19 protein-coding genes are annotated in these 16,760 nt (G+C 62.4%); 9 read left to right on the top strand and 10 right to left on the bottom strand.

Annotated features, from left to right (window positions below; translation table 11 throughout):
* Positions 1-34 precede the first annotated feature (34 nt).
* The gene (locus K9857_RS17950) at positions 35-1,081 is read right to left on the bottom strand and encodes a class I SAM-dependent methyltransferase (protein WP_224537936.1); all 1,047 of its coding nucleotides are present in this window, start codon (positions 1,079-1,081) and stop codon (positions 35-37) included.
* Positions 1,082-1,532: 451 nt separating this feature from the next.
* Between K9857_RS17950 and K9857_RS17945 the strand changes: the two genes are divergently transcribed.
* From K9857_RS17945 to K9857_RS17935, 3 genes are all read left to right on the top strand, one after another.
* A complete protein-coding gene (locus tag K9857_RS17945; RefSeq protein WP_224537935.1) occupies positions 1,533-2,867 on the top strand; it encodes an acetamidase/formamidase family protein in 1,335 nt (444 codons plus the stop codon).
* 144 nt (positions 2,868-3,011) lie between these two features.
* Positions 3,012-3,866 (top strand): DUF692 domain-containing protein, encoded by an 855-nt coding sequence (locus K9857_RS17940; RefSeq protein ID WP_224537934.1) that lies wholly within the window; start codon positions 3,012-3,014, stop codon positions 3,864-3,866.
* Positions 3,844-4,602 (top strand): DUF2063 domain-containing protein, encoded by a 759-nt coding sequence (locus K9857_RS17935; RefSeq protein ID WP_224537933.1) that lies wholly within the window; start codon positions 3,844-3,846, stop codon positions 4,600-4,602. Before K9857_RS17940 ends, K9857_RS17935 begins: the two co-directional genes overlap by 23 nt.
* Positions 4,603-4,732: 130 nt before the next feature.
* Here K9857_RS17935 and K9857_RS17930 read toward each other — a convergent pair whose 3' ends face one another.
* From K9857_RS17930 to K9857_RS17910, 5 genes are all read right to left on the bottom strand, one after another.
* Positions 4,733-5,677, bottom strand: coding sequence for a phosphatidate cytidylyltransferase (locus K9857_RS17930; RefSeq protein WP_224537932.1), 945 nt, complete (start codon positions 5,675-5,677; stop codon positions 4,733-4,735).
* On the bottom strand, positions 5,674-6,273 hold the full coding sequence (locus tag K9857_RS17925) for a lysophospholipid acyltransferase family protein (RefSeq protein ID WP_224537931.1): 600 nt from the start codon (positions 6,271-6,273) through the stop codon (positions 5,674-5,676). Before K9857_RS17925 ends, K9857_RS17930 begins: the two co-directional genes overlap by 4 nt.
* Positions 6,260-6,892: a CDP-alcohol phosphatidyltransferase family protein gene (locus K9857_RS17920; RefSeq protein ID WP_224537930.1), complete on the bottom strand. Its 633-nt coding sequence runs from the start codon at positions 6,890-6,892 to the stop codon at positions 6,260-6,262. The genes K9857_RS17925 and K9857_RS17920 overlap by 14 nt, the downstream gene beginning before the upstream one ends.
* A gap of 353 nt (positions 6,893-7,245) precedes the next feature.
* Entirely contained in the window at positions 7,246-8,553 is a 1,308-nt protein-coding gene (locus K9857_RS17915) for an ATP-binding protein (protein WP_224537929.1), read from the bottom strand.
* Entirely contained in the window at positions 8,550-9,290 is a 741-nt protein-coding gene (locus K9857_RS17910) for a response regulator (RefSeq protein WP_224537928.1), read from the bottom strand. The genes K9857_RS17915 and K9857_RS17910 overlap by 4 nt, the downstream gene beginning before the upstream one ends.
* Before the next feature lie 303 nt (positions 9,291-9,593).
* Between K9857_RS17910 and K9857_RS17905 the strand changes: the two genes are divergently transcribed.
* From K9857_RS17905 to K9857_RS17895, 3 genes are all read left to right on the top strand, one after another.
* On the top strand, positions 9,594-9,857 hold the full coding sequence (locus tag K9857_RS17905; RefSeq protein WP_224537927.1) for a DUF2790 domain-containing protein: 264 nt from the start codon (positions 9,594-9,596) through the stop codon (positions 9,855-9,857).
* Positions 9,858-9,899: 42 nt separating this feature from the next.
* Positions 9,900-10,154, top strand: a complete 255-nt coding sequence (locus K9857_RS17900) for a hypothetical protein (RefSeq protein ID WP_224537926.1) — start codon at positions 9,900-9,902, stop codon at positions 10,152-10,154.
* Between the two features lie 158 nt (positions 10,155-10,312).
* On the top strand, positions 10,313-11,527 hold the full coding sequence (locus K9857_RS17895; RefSeq protein ID WP_224537925.1) for a cytochrome c biogenesis protein DipZ: 1,215 nt from the start codon (positions 10,313-10,315) through the stop codon (positions 11,525-11,527).
* A gap of 18 nt (positions 11,528-11,545) precedes the next feature.
* Here the strand turns inward: K9857_RS17895 and K9857_RS17890 are convergent, their stop codons facing one another.
* Together K9857_RS17890 and K9857_RS17885 are read right to left on the bottom strand one after the other, a co-directional pair.
* Positions 11,546-12,007, bottom strand: a complete 462-nt coding sequence (locus K9857_RS17890) for a GNAT family N-acetyltransferase (protein ID WP_224537924.1) — start codon at positions 12,005-12,007, stop codon at positions 11,546-11,548.
* Positions 12,008-12,155: 148 nt separating this feature from the next.
* On the bottom strand, positions 12,156-13,121 hold the full coding sequence (locus K9857_RS17885; RefSeq protein ID WP_224537923.1) for an AraC family transcriptional regulator: 966 nt from the start codon (positions 13,119-13,121) through the stop codon (positions 12,156-12,158).
* 192 nt (positions 13,122-13,313) lie between these two features.
* Between K9857_RS17885 and K9857_RS17880 the strand changes: the two genes are divergently transcribed.
* Entirely contained in the window at positions 13,314-13,583 is a 270-nt protein-coding gene (locus K9857_RS17880) for a DUF4242 domain-containing protein (RefSeq protein WP_224537922.1), read from the top strand.
* 37 nt (positions 13,584-13,620) lie between these two features.
* The gene (locus K9857_RS17875) at positions 13,621-14,433 is read left to right on the top strand and encodes a class I SAM-dependent methyltransferase (protein WP_224537921.1); all 813 of its coding nucleotides are present in this window, start codon (positions 13,621-13,623) and stop codon (positions 14,431-14,433) included.
* 143 nt (positions 14,434-14,576) lie between these two features.
* Here the strand turns inward: K9857_RS17875 and K9857_RS17870 are convergent, their stop codons facing one another.
* Both K9857_RS17870 and pcsA read right to left on the bottom strand, forming a co-directional pair.
* Entirely contained in the window at positions 14,577-14,963 is a 387-nt protein-coding gene (locus K9857_RS17870) for a DUF488 domain-containing protein (RefSeq protein WP_224537920.1), read from the bottom strand.
* A 1-nt stretch (position 14,964) separates the two neighbouring features.
* Complete coding sequence (gene pcsA / locus K9857_RS17865; RefSeq protein ID WP_224537919.1) at positions 14,965-15,687, bottom strand: phosphatidylcholine synthase; 723 nt, start codon at positions 15,685-15,687, stop codon at positions 14,965-14,967.
* 250 nt (positions 15,688-15,937) lie between these two features.
* Here pcsA and K9857_RS17860 point away from each other — a divergent pair, with 250 nt between their 5' ends.
* Positions 15,938-16,687 (top strand): tellurite resistance TerB family protein, encoded by a 750-nt coding sequence (locus K9857_RS17860; protein WP_224537918.1) that lies wholly within the window; start codon positions 15,938-15,940, stop codon positions 16,685-16,687.
* Positions 16,688-16,760: the final 73 nt, after the last annotated feature.

The following is a 16,760-nucleotide window of genomic DNA, read 5'->3' as shown; positions in this document are numbered from 1 at the left end:
CCATCGCGAGAGTGCTCGCTCCTACAGTGGGATGTTATTTGCGGGCCTCCAGGATCAGGTTGAACGGCGTCTGCGTCGCCCGGCGGAAACTGGAGAACCCGGCCTCGGTAAACACCTTGCGCAACCGCGCCTCACCCGCCTGCGCACCCAGCCCGAGCCCGACTTCCTGGGACAACGAGTTCGGCGTGCAGATAAAGGTCGACGCCGCATAAAACAGCCTTCCCACCGGAGTGATGTTGTCATCCAGGGCATCGTTGGCGAAGGGCTCCACCAGCAACACCGTGCCGTCCGCCTTCAACGACTCATAGGCATGTTTCGCCGCGCCCACCGGATCGCCCATGTCGTGCAGGCAATCGAAATAGCAGATCAGGTCGTAGTCCTCGCCGGGATAGTCCTTCGCCGTGCCGCTGAAAAAGCTCGCCCGGTCGGAGACGCCGCCTTCCTCCGCGCGCTGGGTGGCGACGGAAACCGAGGGCGCGTGATAGTCGAAACCAACGAACGTCGACCTGGGAAATGCCTGGGCCATGATCACCGTCGAGGCGCCGTGCCCGCAGCCGATGTCCGCGACTTTAGCCCCGGCCGTAAGCCTGGCCACCACGCCGTCGAGGGCCGGCAGCCATTCGCTGATCAGGTGCGCCTTGTAGCCGGGGCGGAAGAAGCGTTCGGTGCCGCTGAACATGCACGGATGGTGATCGCCCCAGGGCAGGCCGCCGTCGCCGCGCATGGCTTTGACCAGTTTGTCCTTGTCGTGGAAAAACGACGCCACCACGCCGATTCCCCCGGCGATGTACACCGGCGAATCCTCGATCGCCAGCGCCAGGGCCTGTTCTTCGGGCAGGCGGAACTGGCCTTCACTGTGCTCCATGTAGCCGGAGGCGGCATGGGCGCTGAGCCATTCGCGCACCAGCCTTGGGTTGCAGCCGGTCTTGCCGGCAAGCGATTCTGGGGTGGTCAGCTGGCTGTCGGCCATGGCCCGATACAGGCCGAGCTCCTCGCCGAGGATGACATTGGCCAGCATCGCCGCGCCGCCCATGTCATTGACCAGTTTGCCCATGAAGTCATTGAGTCTGGCCTCGTCCATCACATGTGCTCCTGTTGCAGGATCACGGTCCAGCGGCGATGTTCGTCGTGGGCGGTGGTCGTGGGAATGAACAGGACGGGAAGCTTGTCCTGGGTGAATTAAGTTTAGTTGTGGGGCTGCACACCTAGCCCTCAGGCGACGAAAGTCCACCTGTGGGCACCAAACCTGTGGGAGCGGGCTTGCCCGCGATTGCGGTCCACCAGCAGATGAAAATGTTGACGGACACACCGCCATCGCGGGCAAGCCCGCTCCCACAGGGATGGTGGTCGGCAGAGGGATTTGCATGTATCGCAATGTATCTATACCGCCCCCCGATACAGTCCCCCGCAATTCCCCACCACCCCCGAACACAGAGCAGATACAAACCTGCGCTGAACTGTGCAGGCTGTTTGACCCTTCCCGGGCCGCCCCAGCCGGTGGCCGTTCGCTCCTGATTCCATAGGGGACCACAATGACAACGTCTGCTCCTGATTCCACCCTCACCGCCACGCCTGTCGATCACCTGCGTGTAGACCATTACACCCACGGCATCATCGGCCCGAGCCAGCCGATGCTCGGCCCCTTGGCCGATGGCGGCACCCTGATCACCGGCACGCCGCCGGGCTGCTGGGGGCCGATGATCACCCCGGCGTTCGAGGGCGGCCATGAAGTGACGCAACCGGTGGCCATTGCCGGCGCTGAAGTCGGCGATGCCGTGGCGATCAAGATCAAAAGCATGCGCGTCACCTCGCTGGCCACGTCGTCCGGGGTCATGTCCTTCGTCGAAGGGCGCTACAACGGCGATCCGTTCGTGTCCAAGTTCTGCGCCAAGTGCGGCACCGAGCACCCGGCCAGCCATGTCGAAGGCATCGGCGAGGATTCGATTCGCTGCAATAACTGCAACGCTGAAGTCAGCGCGTTCCGCTTCAGCCATGGCTATGTGATCGTGTTCGATGCGCAGAACCAGGTCAGCCTGACGGTCAATCAAGACATCGCCAACCAGCTCGCCGGCAAGGCTTCCGAAATGTCGGCACTGCCGGAATTCGCAGCCCAGCACTCGATTCTGTCCCTGGCCCGCGCCGACATTCCGGGCGTCGCCGCGCACATGCGGCCGTTTCTCGGCAACATCGGCACCATGCCGTCCCGTGACCTGCCCGATTCGCACAACTGCGCCGATTTCGGCCAGTACCTGATCAACGCCCCGCACCGTTTCGGCATGACCCGCGAAGAGCTGCACGCGGCCAAGACCGACGGCCACATGGACACCAACTCGATCCGCGAGGGCTGCGTGCTTATCTGCCCGGTGAAAGTGCCGGGGGCCGGGGTGTACATGGGTGATATGCACGCCCAGCAAGGCAACGGCGAGATCGCCGGGCACGCCACCGATTGCTCCGGGGAAACCGAAGTTTCTGTGGAAGTAGTCAAAAACCTGACCCTGGAAGGCCCGATCCTCCTGCAAAACCTCGACGACCTGCCGCCCATGGCGCGGCCGATGAACGCCGAGCAGCGGGCCAACGTCCGCGCACTGGCCGAGCGCTGGGGCCAGCAGGAAATCGAGCAGAGCGGCCCGATCACCTTCATCGGCAGCGGTGAAAACCTCAACCTGGCGGTGGAGAACGGCCTGCAGCGTGCCGCCAATGTCACCGGGCTGCCCTACGACGAGGTGCTCAACCGCGCGACCATCACCGGCTCCATCGACATCAGCCGCCTGCCGGGCACCGTGCGCGTGACCTTCCTGTGCCCGATGAACGTTCTGGACCGCATGGGCATCGGCCATCTGGTGCGCGAGAAGTACGACCTGGCGTAAGCCGCACCGACGGGTTTGTACCGCAGTGTGTACAGACCCGCCGGCGATACAAGTCCCGCGATTTTCCGTCAGCCCGCCACACAGCCTCGATACATCAGCGCGATTAACTGTGTTCGTGTACTGACCACCCGAGAGATCGACACCATGCAGACCCCCATCACATCAGCCAAGGCCAGCGCCGGGCTCGGCTTGCGTCGCGGTTTAATGAAAGACCTCCAGGCCGCCCCGGTCGGCCATTTCGATTTCCTGGAAGTCGCGCCGGAGAACTGGATCGGCATCGGTGGCGCCCATGGTGCGGCCTTGCGTTCGCTTGCCGAGCGCTATCCGTTGTCCTGCCACGGCCTTTCGTTGTCCCTCGGTGGACCGTCGCCGCTGGATGTCGGGTTCCTGCAGGAAGTGCGGGTTTTCCTCGATCACTACAAGGTGCCGCTGTACAGCGAACACCTGAGCTACTGCAGCGATGACGGTCATCTCTACGACCTGTTGCCGTTGCCCTTTACCGAAGAGGCGGTGCATCACGTCGCCGCGCGGATCCGCCAAGCCCAGGACATTCTGGGCCGGCGCCTGGCGGTGGAAAACGTCTCCTACTACGCCGCGCCGCAGCAGGACATGGACGAGGTGACCTTCACCAACGCCGTGCTGCGCGAAGCCGATTGCGACCTGTTGCTGGACGTCAACAACGTCTACGTCAACTCGATCAACCATGGCTTCGATCCGCGCACTTTCCTGGCCGGTATCGATGCGGCCCGGGTGGTGGCCATGCACATCGCCGGGCACTTCGATGAGTCCGACACCCTGAAAATCGACACCCATGGCGCATCGGTGAAGCCGGCGGTGTGGTCGCTGCTGAGCGAAGCCTACGCCCGGTTCGGCGCGCAACCGACCCTGCTGGAGCGGGATTTCAACTTCCCGGTGTTTTCCGAACTGGTCGCCGAGTTGCAGACCATTCGCCGCCTTCAGACCCGGGAGGTGAACCGTGGCAAACCGTTCGCTGCATGAGCAACAGAGCAACATGGGCCTGTACCTGCGCGATCCCGAGCATTGCGCGCCACCGCCGGAAATGGACCCCAAACGCGCCCAGGTCTATCGCGACCTGGTCTTTGCCAACCTGTCGACCCTGATCAGCGGCACCTTCCCGGTGCTGGTACAGATTCTGGGCGACAAACGCTGGCGGACGCTGGTGCGGATCTTCCTGCGGGACTACCGCGCCCACACACCGAAATTCGGTGAAATCGCCGAGGAGTTCGTCGAGTTTCTCGCCTCGGAACCGCAAGCGCTGACCGAGGGTTCGTGGCCGCCGTTCATGGTCGAACTGGCGCACTACGAATGGGTGGAAATGGCGTTGCAGCAGTCCGAAGCCGAGCCTTTGGCGCCCGGTGATAGTGATGCGTTGCTCGATCACCCGTTGCAGATATCGCCCCTTGCCTGGCCCCTGGCGTACACCTGGCCGGTGCAGTTGGTGGGACCGGATTATCAGCCGGACGAGGCGCCGGACCAGCCGACCTTGCTGCTGGTACGCCGGGCTGAAGACTGGAGCGTGAAGTTCTCCGCCCTGACGCCGCTGGCGTGGCGGCTGTTGCAGCGCATCGAGGAGTATCCCGGGGTTAGCGGGCAGGGGCAGTTGCAAGGGTTGGCAGAGGAGGCGGGGAGTGCCGGGTCGGCGGAGTTCATGGAAAATGGTGCGGCTTTGTTGCGGCAGTTGCAGGGGGAGGGGGTGATTGGTGTAGCAAAATAACCAGCCATCCCCCATTCCTTGTGGGAGCGAGCCTGCTCGCGATGGCGGCGCAACAGTCAATACAAGGGTGACTGCCAGGCCGCTATCGCGAGCAGGCTCGCTCCCACAGTTACCGGTGTTGTTGCGGCTGTCAGGCAGAAAAGAAATACCGCGTCATGTGAAAGAAGATCGGCGCCGCAAAGCAGATCGAATCCATCCGATCCAGCATCCCGCCATGCCCCTTGATCATCGTCCCCCAGTCCTTGGCACTGAGGCTGCGCTTGATCGCCGACATCACCAGCCCGCCCAGAAACCCCATCACCACGATCACCAGCGACAGCAACAGCGACTGCCAGAAATTGAACGGCGTCATCCAATACATGCAGCCGCCGATCAGCGTCGCGGACAGCCCGCCGCCCACCAGGCCTTCCACGGTTTTCGAGGGGCTGACCAGAGGCGCGACCTTGCGTTTGCCGAACAGTTTGCCGAAGACGTACTGCAGGACATCGCTCATTTGCACCACGAACACCAGGTAGAACAGCAGCAATGCGTTCTGCCCGCTGAACCCTCGCAGATCCAGCAACAACAGCGCCGGCGCGTGGCTGATGCAGTAGACGCAGATCATCACGCCCCACTGGATCTTCGCCGTGCGTTCCAGGAAGGCGTCGGTGTCCTGGCTCAACACCGCAATCGCCGGCAGCAGCAGGAAGGCATACACCGGAATCAGCAGGGTGAACATCGAATACCAGTGGGTGCCGATCAGCAGGTATTGCAGCGGGATCAGGATGAAGAATGCGGAGAACAGCGCGTTGTGATCGCCCAGCGTGGTCGGGGTCAGGGTGATGAATTCTCGCAGGGCGAACAGGGAAATGAAGGCAAACAGGATCACCGTCGCATTTGGCCCCAGCAGCCAGGACACGAAAAAGATGATCACCATGCCCCACCAGGCATTCACCCGCTGGTTGAGGTTTTCGATGGTGGAGATCGAGCTTTCGCTGGTCGCCCGCTTGGCCAGAATCCGCCCAATGATCGAAGCGACGGCCAGCAGGCAGGCGATGGCGGCAAAGAACCAGAGGAATTTCTGTTCAAGACTCATTTCGACAGCCTCACGATGGCGTCACGCGCCCGTTCCAGGAACACCTGTTTGTCCTCGCCCGCGACCCGTGGCAGCGGGTTGCCGATGCGGATCGTGCAGATGATCGGCAGCGGCACGTGTTTGCCCTTGGGCATGGAGCGATGCAGGTTTTCCAGGTAGATGGGCACCAGGTCGACATCGGGGAAGGTTTCGGCGAGGCGGAACAGCCCGGACTTGAATTCCCCCGGCAGCGCCTGGCTGGAGCGCGTGCCTTCGGGAAAGATGATGATCGAATGGCCGTCGCGCACCACATCGAAAATCGGCTCCAGCACGTTGGTGCCGGGCGCCGGGTTGCGTTCGATCAGCACCGCGTTCAGGCCTTGCTGCGAGATGTAGGAAAGGAAGCGGTTCTTGCCCCAGTAGTCGGCGGCGGCCACCGGCTTCACATTCACCCGGGCCTCCGGGGGCAGGGCGGCGATGATTGCCAGGGTGTCCATGTGGCTGGTGTGGTTGGCGAAATAGATGCGCTGGCGCGTGAGGTCCGGTGGACTTTCCCAACGGGCGGTGACGCCGATCAAAAAGCGCAGCACCGCGATCAGGGCATTACTGATCCACATGGCTGACCTCCTGCAATTCTCTGGAGATGGCCATGGTGCGGGTGAAGCAGGTGATGGCGGCGCCGATGGCGATCACGACCAGGGTCAGCAACAGCGCATAGTGGCTGCCGCGCAGATAAACCTCGACGGCATTGAGCAGCAGGCCAACCGTCATCACCGCCATCCGGTGCTGCTTGGCCATCGGTCCCATGAAGTTCTGCTTCAGGCCGATAGAGCCGCCGAACACCCGGACATAGGCGGTGAGCGCGGCGGCAAGGGCGGCGAACCAGCCCAGCTCCGGTTGGTACAGCGCATAGCCGAGGCCGACGATCAGCAGGCTGTCGGCGATGCGGTCGGGGAATTCGTTGTACAGGCTGCCGATGGCCGACTGCTTGCCGCCCTCGACCGCGACCATGCCGTCGAACAGATTGCACAGCAGGCGCAATTGAATGGCGATGGCGCAGCAGATCGAGCCGGCGACACCGCTGCTGATGACCAGTGCAATTGCTCCGACGAGGGCAAAGAAGATGCTGGCAACGGAGATCTGGTTGGGGGAAATGTTGCGTTTGACCAAGAGGTCAGTGATGCGCCTGGCCCACCCTGTGGAGCGCGCTTTGATTGGTCTTCTGTTGTCATCCATCACTCAGTATCCCGGTCGCTGGGTTTTACTAAGCGTATATGCAATTAGCGGTTTTTCACCTGCGCGATTTCCGGGGATGCTGCACGCATTTGCAGAAGCCGTGCAGGAGCCCTGTAGGAGCGAGCACGCTCGCGATGGAGGACCAGACACCGCGGGGTGTCAGGATGCCAGTGTCATCGTTGACGACCATCGCGAGCGTGCTCGCTCCTACAGTTGGTCGGCGTACACCGCAAGGCCCGTGTAGGAGCCGAGCTTGCTCGCGATGGAGGACCAGACACCGCGGGGTGTCAGGACGCCAGCGTCATCGTTGACGTCCATCGCGAGCTAGCTCGCTCCTACAGTGGTGGGGGGCGTCAGCGGAGTTTGAGTTCGGCGCACAGGCCGCCGCCTTGGCGATTGCTCAGGGTCAGCGATCCGCCGATAGCCAGCGCCAGTTGCTGCGCAATCGCCAGACCCAGGCCAGTGCCGCCGGTGTCGCGGTTGCGTGAGCTTTCCACGCGGTAGAACGGCTGCATCACTTGGGCCAGTTCCTCTTCGGCGATGCCGGGGCCGCGGTCCATGACTTTCACCGACACGCTGCCGTCATTCTTCTTCTCCACCAGCAACTCCGCCGCACCGGCGAATTTCAGGGCGTTGTCCGTGAGGTTCACCAGCACCCGGCGCAAGGCGTGGGGACGGGTGTCGAGGACGGTGGTGCTCTTGCCGCTCAACTGAACTTCCTTGCCCATGTCCTGATAATCGAATACCAGACTGTCGAGGAACGAATCCAGATCGGTGCGACGACTTTCTTCGGTGGCGCCATGCACGCTGCGGGCATACGCGACGCCTTCGCGTACCAGGTGCTCGATCTCGCTCAGGTCGGCCCAGAGTTTGTCTTTCTCCAGGCAGTCGTCCATGAATTCGGCGCGCAGTTTCATCCGGGTGATCGGTGTTTGCAGGTCGTGGGAAATGGCGGCCAGCAATTGCATGCGCTCCTTCAGATAAGACGCGATGCGTGCCTGCATGGCATTGAACGCCCTGGCCGCATGAGCCACCTCGGTAGGGCCTTTTTCGTCCAGCTGTATCGGATGGGCGTTGGGGTCGAGGGTATCAACGGCCTTGACCAGACGGGTCAGTGGGCGGACGGCAATCAATACGGCCAGCCAGGTGCAGGCGATCATCAGCGCCAGTTGCCCGAGCAGGACCATGGGCAACCACGGCGATAACGGCATCATCGCCGGATACACGTCGATGGTCAGCGGGCTGCCGTCAGAAAGCTTCAGATGCACCTGGAAGTGTTTTCGCGAGCCAGGAATATTGGTGAAGGTCAGCGCATGCTCCTTGCCCACGGCGTCCATGATCGAGGCCATGGCGATGGGCGCATCGGGCATCTCCATGTTCATCGGCGTACCGCTTTCGCCGGCACTCAACAGATAACCGTAGTTGTTGCGTTGCAGCTGACGCAGCCAGTTCGGGCGTTCCTCGGCTGGCAGTCGGTCGAGGATGGCGATGGAAGTCGAGACGTCGGTTTCCAGGTTGCCGAGCATGGTGTTCTTGGCGTTTTCGTAGCGCTCGTAATACTGCGCACCGAAGGACAGCGCCTGGGCGAGGATCAGGCAGATCAGGAAAATCAGCGACAGGCGTGAGGCCAGGGTGCGCGGCCAGCGCAGCGAAAAGTTCATTCAGGTGCTCCGACGATTTCTACCGGCAGGGAGAATACATAACCTTCGCTGCGCACGGTCTTGATATAGGCCGGTTCGCGGGCATCGTCCAGCAGGCGCTGGCGCAGGCGGCTGACCAGCAGGTCGATGGAACGATCGAACAGATCGGCGTCGCGGCCCTGGGTCAGGTTGAGCAATTGATCGCGGTTGAGCACCCGTTGCGGATGGTCGAGGAATACCCGCAACAGCCGATATTCCGCGCCGCTGAGCGCAACCATGGTGCCGTCGCTGTCGAGCAGGTGCCTGGCCGAGGTGTCCAGCTTCCAGCGCCCGAAGGCCAGCAGGCGGCTGGTTTCGGTCACCACCAGGTTCGGTGGCAGCATCCGCGTGCGGCGCAGCACGGCGTTGATGCGGGCCAGCAGTTCGCGGGCGGCGAAGGGTTTGACCAGGTAATCGTCGGCGCCCATTTCCAGGCCGATGATGCGGTCGGTTTCATCGTTTCGGGCAGTGAGCATCAGGATCGGAGTGGCCTTGTGTTTGCCCGAGCGCAATTCGCGGCAGAGCATCAGGCCGTCGTCCCCCGGCATCATGATGTCCATCACGATCAGGTCCACCGGCGTGGATTCGAGGAAGGTGCGCATCTGCCGACCGTCCGCCACCACCGTGGTACGCAGGCCGTTCTTCTTCAGATAGTTGCCCACCAGTTCGCGGATCTCGCGGTCATCGTCGACGATGAGAATGTGATCAACGTGTTCCATGGGACTGCCTCTGAAAGTGGGGGATGGCGCACAGTCTATCGAGCCTTTGCGACCACGCCTGCCGGCGTTTGTATTGCAGTGTATCTGGCTTGTCGGAGGATACACATGGACAAAAAAACGCGGATTTTGCGCCGGTTTGTATCGCTCTGTATCCCGAGCCGGTTCTGATACGTACCGATTTACACAGGCAGTTTCCCGACACATGCGCGATACCTCGCGAGTTTTAAATAGGTTCCATCGAGGCAAGCCCAACCGCCTCTGCCCAAAGAACGATTGACCTATTGAAACCTTGAGGACGACGCCATGAACACCAAAGCCATCTACGCCGCCTGCCTGTTTGCCGCCCTGAACATCTGCACCCTGTCGGCCCGCGCCGAAGCCGATGTGAGCGAGAAGACCTACACCTACGGCACCCAACTGGACATCAGGAAAGTGGTGTCGCTCAAGGAAGCTGATGCGCCTTCCTGTGGCGTGGTCAATGCGCAGCTGACTTACCTGGATTCGCACAACAAGACCCAGGTCCTGGACTACAGCAAGATTTCCGACAACTGCGCCTCGGAAAACTGAGTGCTGCGATTAGCCATCCCATCTCAAGCGAGGAACACAACCATGATCAACGTCAGCCGATTCCTGACCGCCATTGCCTTCACCGTCGCCGGCGCCGCAGCCCACGCCAACGCCGCCGTCGAGCAGAACGCCTGCGGCAGCAGCACCTGCTTCCAACTGACGCCGGTGGAGAAACAAAGCGTCAACGGCTTCCTGGCCGAAGATGGTTACGACCGCACGCCGCAAGGCCAGTTCGTTGCCGAAAACGGATCCAGCCGCACGCCGCAGGGCAAGTGGCTGGATGAGCAAAACGCGTAATGCCCAACCTGCTCTCTGTAGGAGCCGAGCTTGCTCGCGATGGACGCCAACGATAACGCTGTCAGCCTGACGCCCCGCGTCATCGTTGACCACCATCGCGAGCAAGCTCGGCTCCTACAGGGGGATGTGTCGCCCTCCAAATCTATAAAGGTGAACCCATGTTCCTCATCGCTTTCCTGGGCGGCATTCTGACCGTCCTCAGCCCGTGCATCTTGCCGGTCGTGCCGTTCCTGTTCGCCGGTGCCGACCGCAAGCGCTCGTCGATCCTGCTCACCCTCGGTGGCATGGCCCTGACCTTCGCCCTGGTTTCCAGCCTGGCCGTGGTCAGCAGCGAGTGGGTGATTCAGGCCAGTAACGCCGGTCGCCACGTGGCCCTGATCGTAATGGTGCTGTTCGCCCTGTCGCTGATCTCCGCGCGGGTCGGCGACTGGCTGGCGCGGCCGTTCGTGGCGCTGGGCAATCGTATCGACCCCAACAGCCGCAAGGTGTCCGGCCCCGTGGGTTCGCTGTTGATCGGCGTCGCCACCGGCCTGCTCTGGGCGCCATGCGCCGGGCCGATCCTCGGCGTGATCCTCACCGGCGCCATGCTGCAAGGCGCGAATGCCGGCACCAGCCTGTTGCTGGTGGCCTACGGTCTGGGCAGCGCGTTGTCCCTGGGCGTGCTGATCTTCGCCGGTCGCGGTCTGGTCAATCGACTGAAACCGTCGATCCCGGTCACCGGCTGGCTGCGTCGCGGTGCCGGTGTGGCGGTGCTGGCCGGTGCGGCGGTGATCTCCACCGGTGCCGATAGCGTGCTGCTGGCCGGCACTTCCTCGGAAGGTCTCGGCAAGGTCGAAAAAGGCGTACTGGAAACCGTGCCGAAAGTCGTCGACTACTTCGTGAGCAAGGCCAAGGCCGAGCCCATGGGGGCCATGCCATCGCTCAATGGCGCCGTGGAGTGGATCAACTCGCCGGCCCTGACCAACGAATCGCTCAAGGGCAAAGTGGTGCTGGTGGATTTCTGGACCTTCGACTGCATCAACTGCAAGCACACCCTGCCGTATGTGAAGGACTGGGCGAAGAAATACGAGAAGGACGGTCTGGTGGTGATCGGCGTGCACACCCCTGAATACGGCTTCGAGCGCATCATCGACAACGTCAAGGACAAGGTGAAGGAATACGGCATCACCTACCCGGTGGCGATCGACAACAACTACAGCATCTGGCGCAACTTCGATAACCAGTACTGGCCTGCGCACTACCTGATCGACGCCAAGGGTCAGGTCCGTTACACCCACTTCGGTGAAGGCCGCTACGACGATCAGGAACAAATGATCCAGCAGTTGCTGCAAGAGGCCAAGGCTGACACCAAGGCCGCCTCGCCAGCGGCGTAAAGCCTCAGCAACAATGGCTCACAGGCCTCGCGCCATGAGCCATTGTTGCTTTTCCCAGGCCTGAAACTGTTCCACTGCCTTCCACCCGCGTTTGGCGTAATACTCGTGCTGATCCTGAGTGTGCAGGTAAATCCTGCTTACACCGTTGCCCTTGGCCTCGGCGCATACCCCTTCGATCAAACGCTCCGCCAGGCCCTGGCCTCGCGCTTCGGGGGTGATGAACACGCAGGCCAGCCACGGCCCCAGATCTGGGCGATGTGCCAGATCCGCTTTTGCCAGCGCCGCACCTCCGAGCAACCTGTCCTGATCCAGTGCGATCAGGCATTTCCAGTCGCAATTGTCCTGACCTTCGGCAAATTCCTGTTGCCAGGCGGCAAGGGGCTGTTCGGCGTATTCGTAGTGGAATTGCGTGTGGATCCAGTTGGCGAAGGTGTCGCTGTAGTGCATGTGATTGATTAGCCAATCCAGGCGAGTGGTCATGGTGATTCCTTTCTTCCTTCGGTTAGAGAGATCAACTGTAGGAGCGAGCTTGCTCGCGATGGTAGGCCAGACACCGCGGGGAACCAGACACTCCGCGTTATCGTTGACATCCATCGCGAGCAAGCTCGCTCCTACAGGTGATGGTGTTTCAATGCATCGCAACGGCCTGGGTCCGTCGCCACGCCGCTGGCGGTACGCCGTATTCGCGGCGGAATGCGCGGCTGAAGGCCGTGTCGGTCTGGTAACCCACTTCTTCGGCGATGCGGATCAGGGAACTGTTGCTGCTGCGTAACAGGTTGGCCGCCAGCAGCATGCGCCACTGCGTCAGGTATTGCATCGGCGAGACCCCGACCAGTTGCTGGAACCGTTCGGCCAGCACCGAGCGCGAGGTGGCGGCGGTGCGGGCCAGTTCATCCAGGGTCCAGGCGTGGCAGGGTTTGCCGTGCAGGGCGTTGAGGGCGGCGCCGACGATCCGGTCGCCCACGCCCGCCAGCCAACCGGTGCGGCCCTTGCCGTGTTCGTGCATGTACAGGCGCAGGACTTCGATGAACAGCACTTCCGCCAGTTTCGCCAGCACGCCTTCGCCGCCGGGCCTGGGTGAGCGGGCTTCGGCCAGGGCGTAACGCACCGACGACTCCAGCCACATACCGGCGTTGGAGCCGCGCACATTGACCCGCACCACCGACGGCAAGCCGGTTAGCAACATCCCCGCCAGCCGCGTATCGCAAGCCATGTAGCCACACACCAGCCGCGTGACCGCGCCACCGCCGCCATAGCGCAACTGCTGTGGCCGTCGCGCGAGGATCTTGTCCAGGCGTCCGCCGGTGGCAGGGGGCAAGCCCGGTTTGGAGGTCATGCGATGGCCGTCGCCCTGGGGAAACAGCACCACGTCGCCGGCCGTCAGCAACAGCGGCGGTTCGTCGCCCAGTTCGACGTAGCACTCGCCTTCGGTGATCAGGTGAAAGATCACCACCTGCTCGGCGTTCGGCTCCAGAAACGGTGCGGCGGTGTCGGCTCTCGGCGATTGATAGCACCAGGGCGCGGTGAACCGGGCATTAATGAAAATGGCGCCGGCCAGGCGAACGACACGAAGGGTCTGTGACAGGGCATCCATCGTCATTTCCCGAATAGCGACTGTGGGTGAGAAGCCTGATTGTGAGCCTGTCTGGGCCGAGCATGAAATCTCCGGACGATCGGACAGTCCTCGCCGACGATCGGGCAGGACGCAGGGAGCACAGCGGAGCGATAGTTTGCCCACAGGGTCGCAACCGATCCTGTCATCAATAACAAGAAATGAGAGGTTGCCATGCCGAAGTTCGTCATTGAGCGCGATATTGCAGGTGCTGGAACACTGTCAGAAAGGGATCTGAAAGCCGCTGCGCAAAAGTCCTGCCGGACCTTGCGCGAACTGCCTGAAGTGCAGTGGCTGCAAAGCTATGTCACCGGTGACAAGTTGTACTGCGTGTACATCGCCCCCAGCGAAGCCCAGATCCAGGAACATGCCCGCCAGAGCGGTTTCCCGGCCAACCGCGTGTCCCAGATCACGTCCATCATCGACCCGACCACGGCAGAATAAGCCAGGCGGCGTTCCAAACCGCAACGGAGCGGAATTCATGAGTACACCCATTGATCTCAATGCCTTGAAAACCCGTCAGATGGCCGCGTGGGCCAGCGGCGACTACGCCGTAATCGGGACCACCCTGCAGATCGTCGGCGAGCAACTGGCCGAGGCCTGTGACCTGCTGTGCGACGAGCAGGTACTCGACGTCGCCGCCGGTAACGGCAATGCCACGCTGGCCGCCGCACGCCGGGGCTGCCTGGTGACGTCCACCGACTATGTCGGCGCGCTGCTCGAACGCGGCCAGGAACGGGCGAAAGCCGAGCGCCTCAACGTCACTTTCCAGGAGGCCGATGCCGAAGCGCTGCCATTTGCCGATGCCAGTTTCGACGCCGTGCTGTCGACCTTCGGCGTGATGTTCACCCCGGACCAGCCCAAGGCTGCCGCGGAACTGGCCCGGGTCTGCCGGCCTGGCGGACGGATCGGCATGGCCAACTGGACCCCTGAAGGTTTCGTCGGCCAGATGTTCAAGACCCTCGGCAAGCACATGCCACCGCCACCCGGCGCGCAACCGCCGTCGCAGTGGGGCACTGAAGCCTGGCTGCACTCGCAGTTCGACGAACGGGATTTCGTGGTGCAGGTAACGCGCAAGCTGTTCACCTTCCGCTATCGCGATGCCGCGCATTTCATCGACACCTTCCGCAGCTGGTACGGCCCGGTGCACAAGGCCTTCGCGGCGCTGCCACCGGAAGGCGCCAAGGCGCTGGAACAGGACATGACCGAACTGCTCAACCGCCTGAACCGGGCGGGAGACAAGTCGATGGTGGTGCCGAGTGAGTATCTGGAGGTGGTGATTACAAGGCGTTGAGACCAGCCCCTTGTAATGCACAAAACCAATGTGGGAGCGGGCTTGCTCGCGAATGCGGTGGATCAGTCAACATTGATATCGACTGACACTCCGCCTTCGCGAGCAAGCCCGCTCCCACATGAGATGTATGGTGTGTGATTGATCTAAATCACTTTCGCCCCACGCGCTTCCAGTAGTTCGCGCAGCACCGACCGGTGACAATGCGCTTCTTCCTCGCAATAACAACCCACCGCCAGGCTGGTGTGATGGGAGAGGGCGGCCAGCAAGTCCAGCAGCTGGCTGGGGGCGGGGTGGTTCATTTCGGCCTTGAACTTGCGCTTGAAGCCGTTCCAGGCCTTATCGTCTTCAGCACCCTGCGCCTCGTGGACCAGCTCCGCGCTGGGGGACAGCAGCGGCTGCCATACATCGTAGAAATCCCTCGAGGCGAACTCGGCTTTCGGCACGCCACGGGGCGGGCGGCGCACCGTGCCCAGGCGCAGGCCTTCGTCGGGTGTTCTCGTAGAGCCGAGACGGACGATATGAATCGGCATGTCATTTAAGCCGCGAGTCGTCGAACCACTCCAGCGCCGTGCGCCAGAAGCAGATCCCCAGAAAGTACGCCGACATCAACAGCCAGAGTCCCATCACCAGCGGGTTGATCACCGGATGGTTGATCACCAGCGACAGGCTGCACAGCAACCAGATCGCCGTCACGGCAATGTTGATCGGCATGAAGCGGCGCACGCGGAACGGGTGCAGGAACTTCATTCGGGTCAGGGTCAGCAGGGCCAGGCCGATCACGGTCAGTAGGGTGATCCACGGCGACGGCGCTATGATGTACAGGCACAGGGCGACCACGTTCCACGCGGCGGGAAAGCCCTGGAAGTAGTTGTCCTTGCTCTTCATGTTGACGTTGCAGAAACAGAACAGCGACGACACCAGGATCAGCGACACGGTCAGCAGCAGCGTGTACTCCGGCAGCGGCACGTAGCGATAGATGAACAGCGCCGGAATGAACACATACGTCAGGTAATCGATCACCAGGTCGAGGATCGAGCCGTCGAAGCTCGGCAGCACCGACTGCACATTGACCTTTCGCGCCAGCGCGCCGTCCAGGCCATCGACGATCAGGGCCACGCCCAGCCACAGCAGGCAGGTAGTCGGCTGGTTGTCGAGCAGGGCGAGGGTCGCGAGGAAGGCGGTGACCACGCCGGTGGCGGTAAAACCATGGGCTCCCCACGCTTTGAGCCTGGCGATGTGTAGAGTCGTTATCACGGGGGCGTTCTCCAGAAAGTGAAGCAAGCCAGTCATCGCCTTGATGGACAAAGGCGGCGGCAAACCGGGTCGGGTTGCAGGTATCGACCGGGTATCCGGGAATAAGGTTCACCACCTATGAATCTTAGCTGCGCCGGGGAAAAGGCTGCGGATAAATCTGTGCGGGGCGTCCGGCCGGACGGTGGTAGCACATTCGGCGGGAAAAGCTATCGTTGATTGATTGGATCCACCCACCGAAGAGGACGTCGTCATGAACACCAGCGATCTGCTCGAACAATTACTGCGCGGCGGCCAGGGCGCGATGTCGCAGCGAGGCGGTGCCGGGGCACAAGGCGGGCTCGGGGATCTGGGCGGATTGCTCGGTGGCCTGCTGGGTGGCGGTGGTGGCATGGGCGCTGGCGCTGGCGCTGGCGGCATGGGCGGGCTGGGTGGATTGCTGGGCGGGCTGCTCGGCGGAGGTTCACCGATGGGCGGCCAGCGTCAGGGGCGCTCCGGCGGTGGCACCAACTATGCCGCGCTCGCTTCGCTGGGGATGATGGCCTTCCAGGCGTACCAGGCCTGGCAACGCAGCCAGTCCGCGCAACAGCAACAGCCGGCCCCACAACAGGCGATGCGCACGGTGGACATGCTGGCAGGTCCCGAAATCGAGGAACACAGCCACGCGATCCTGCGGGCATTGATCGCCGCGGCCAAGGCCGATGGCCGTTTCGACGACGCGGAAAAACAGATGATCAACGCCGAAATCGCCCGTCACACCGACGACTCGCAATTGCAGCAGTGGCTGGACGATGAAGTCGCCAAGCCGCTGGATGCGGCCGAGGTCGCGCAATCGGCCAACGATCCGGGCATGGCTGCCGAGATGTACCTCGCGAGCGTCATGCTGGTGAATGATCAGGCGGATGCCGAGCGCAACTATCTGGATGAGCTGGCGGCGGCGTTGGGCATCGATCCGGATCTGCAGGTGCATCTGGAGCAACAGGCGCGAAGTGGGGCTGCTTAGGGTGTGAAAACTGTAAGAATCGGTTTTCTTCGAGGACGCATTCGCGGGCAAGCCTCGCTCCTACAGGCTCAGC

It is taken from the genome of Pseudomonas sp. REP124, assembly GCF_020164475.1.
Taxonomy (GTDB): domain Bacteria; phylum Pseudomonadota; class Gammaproteobacteria; order Pseudomonadales; family Pseudomonadaceae; genus Aquipseudomonas.
This window is presented reverse-complemented; position numbering and strand designations above follow the sequence as displayed.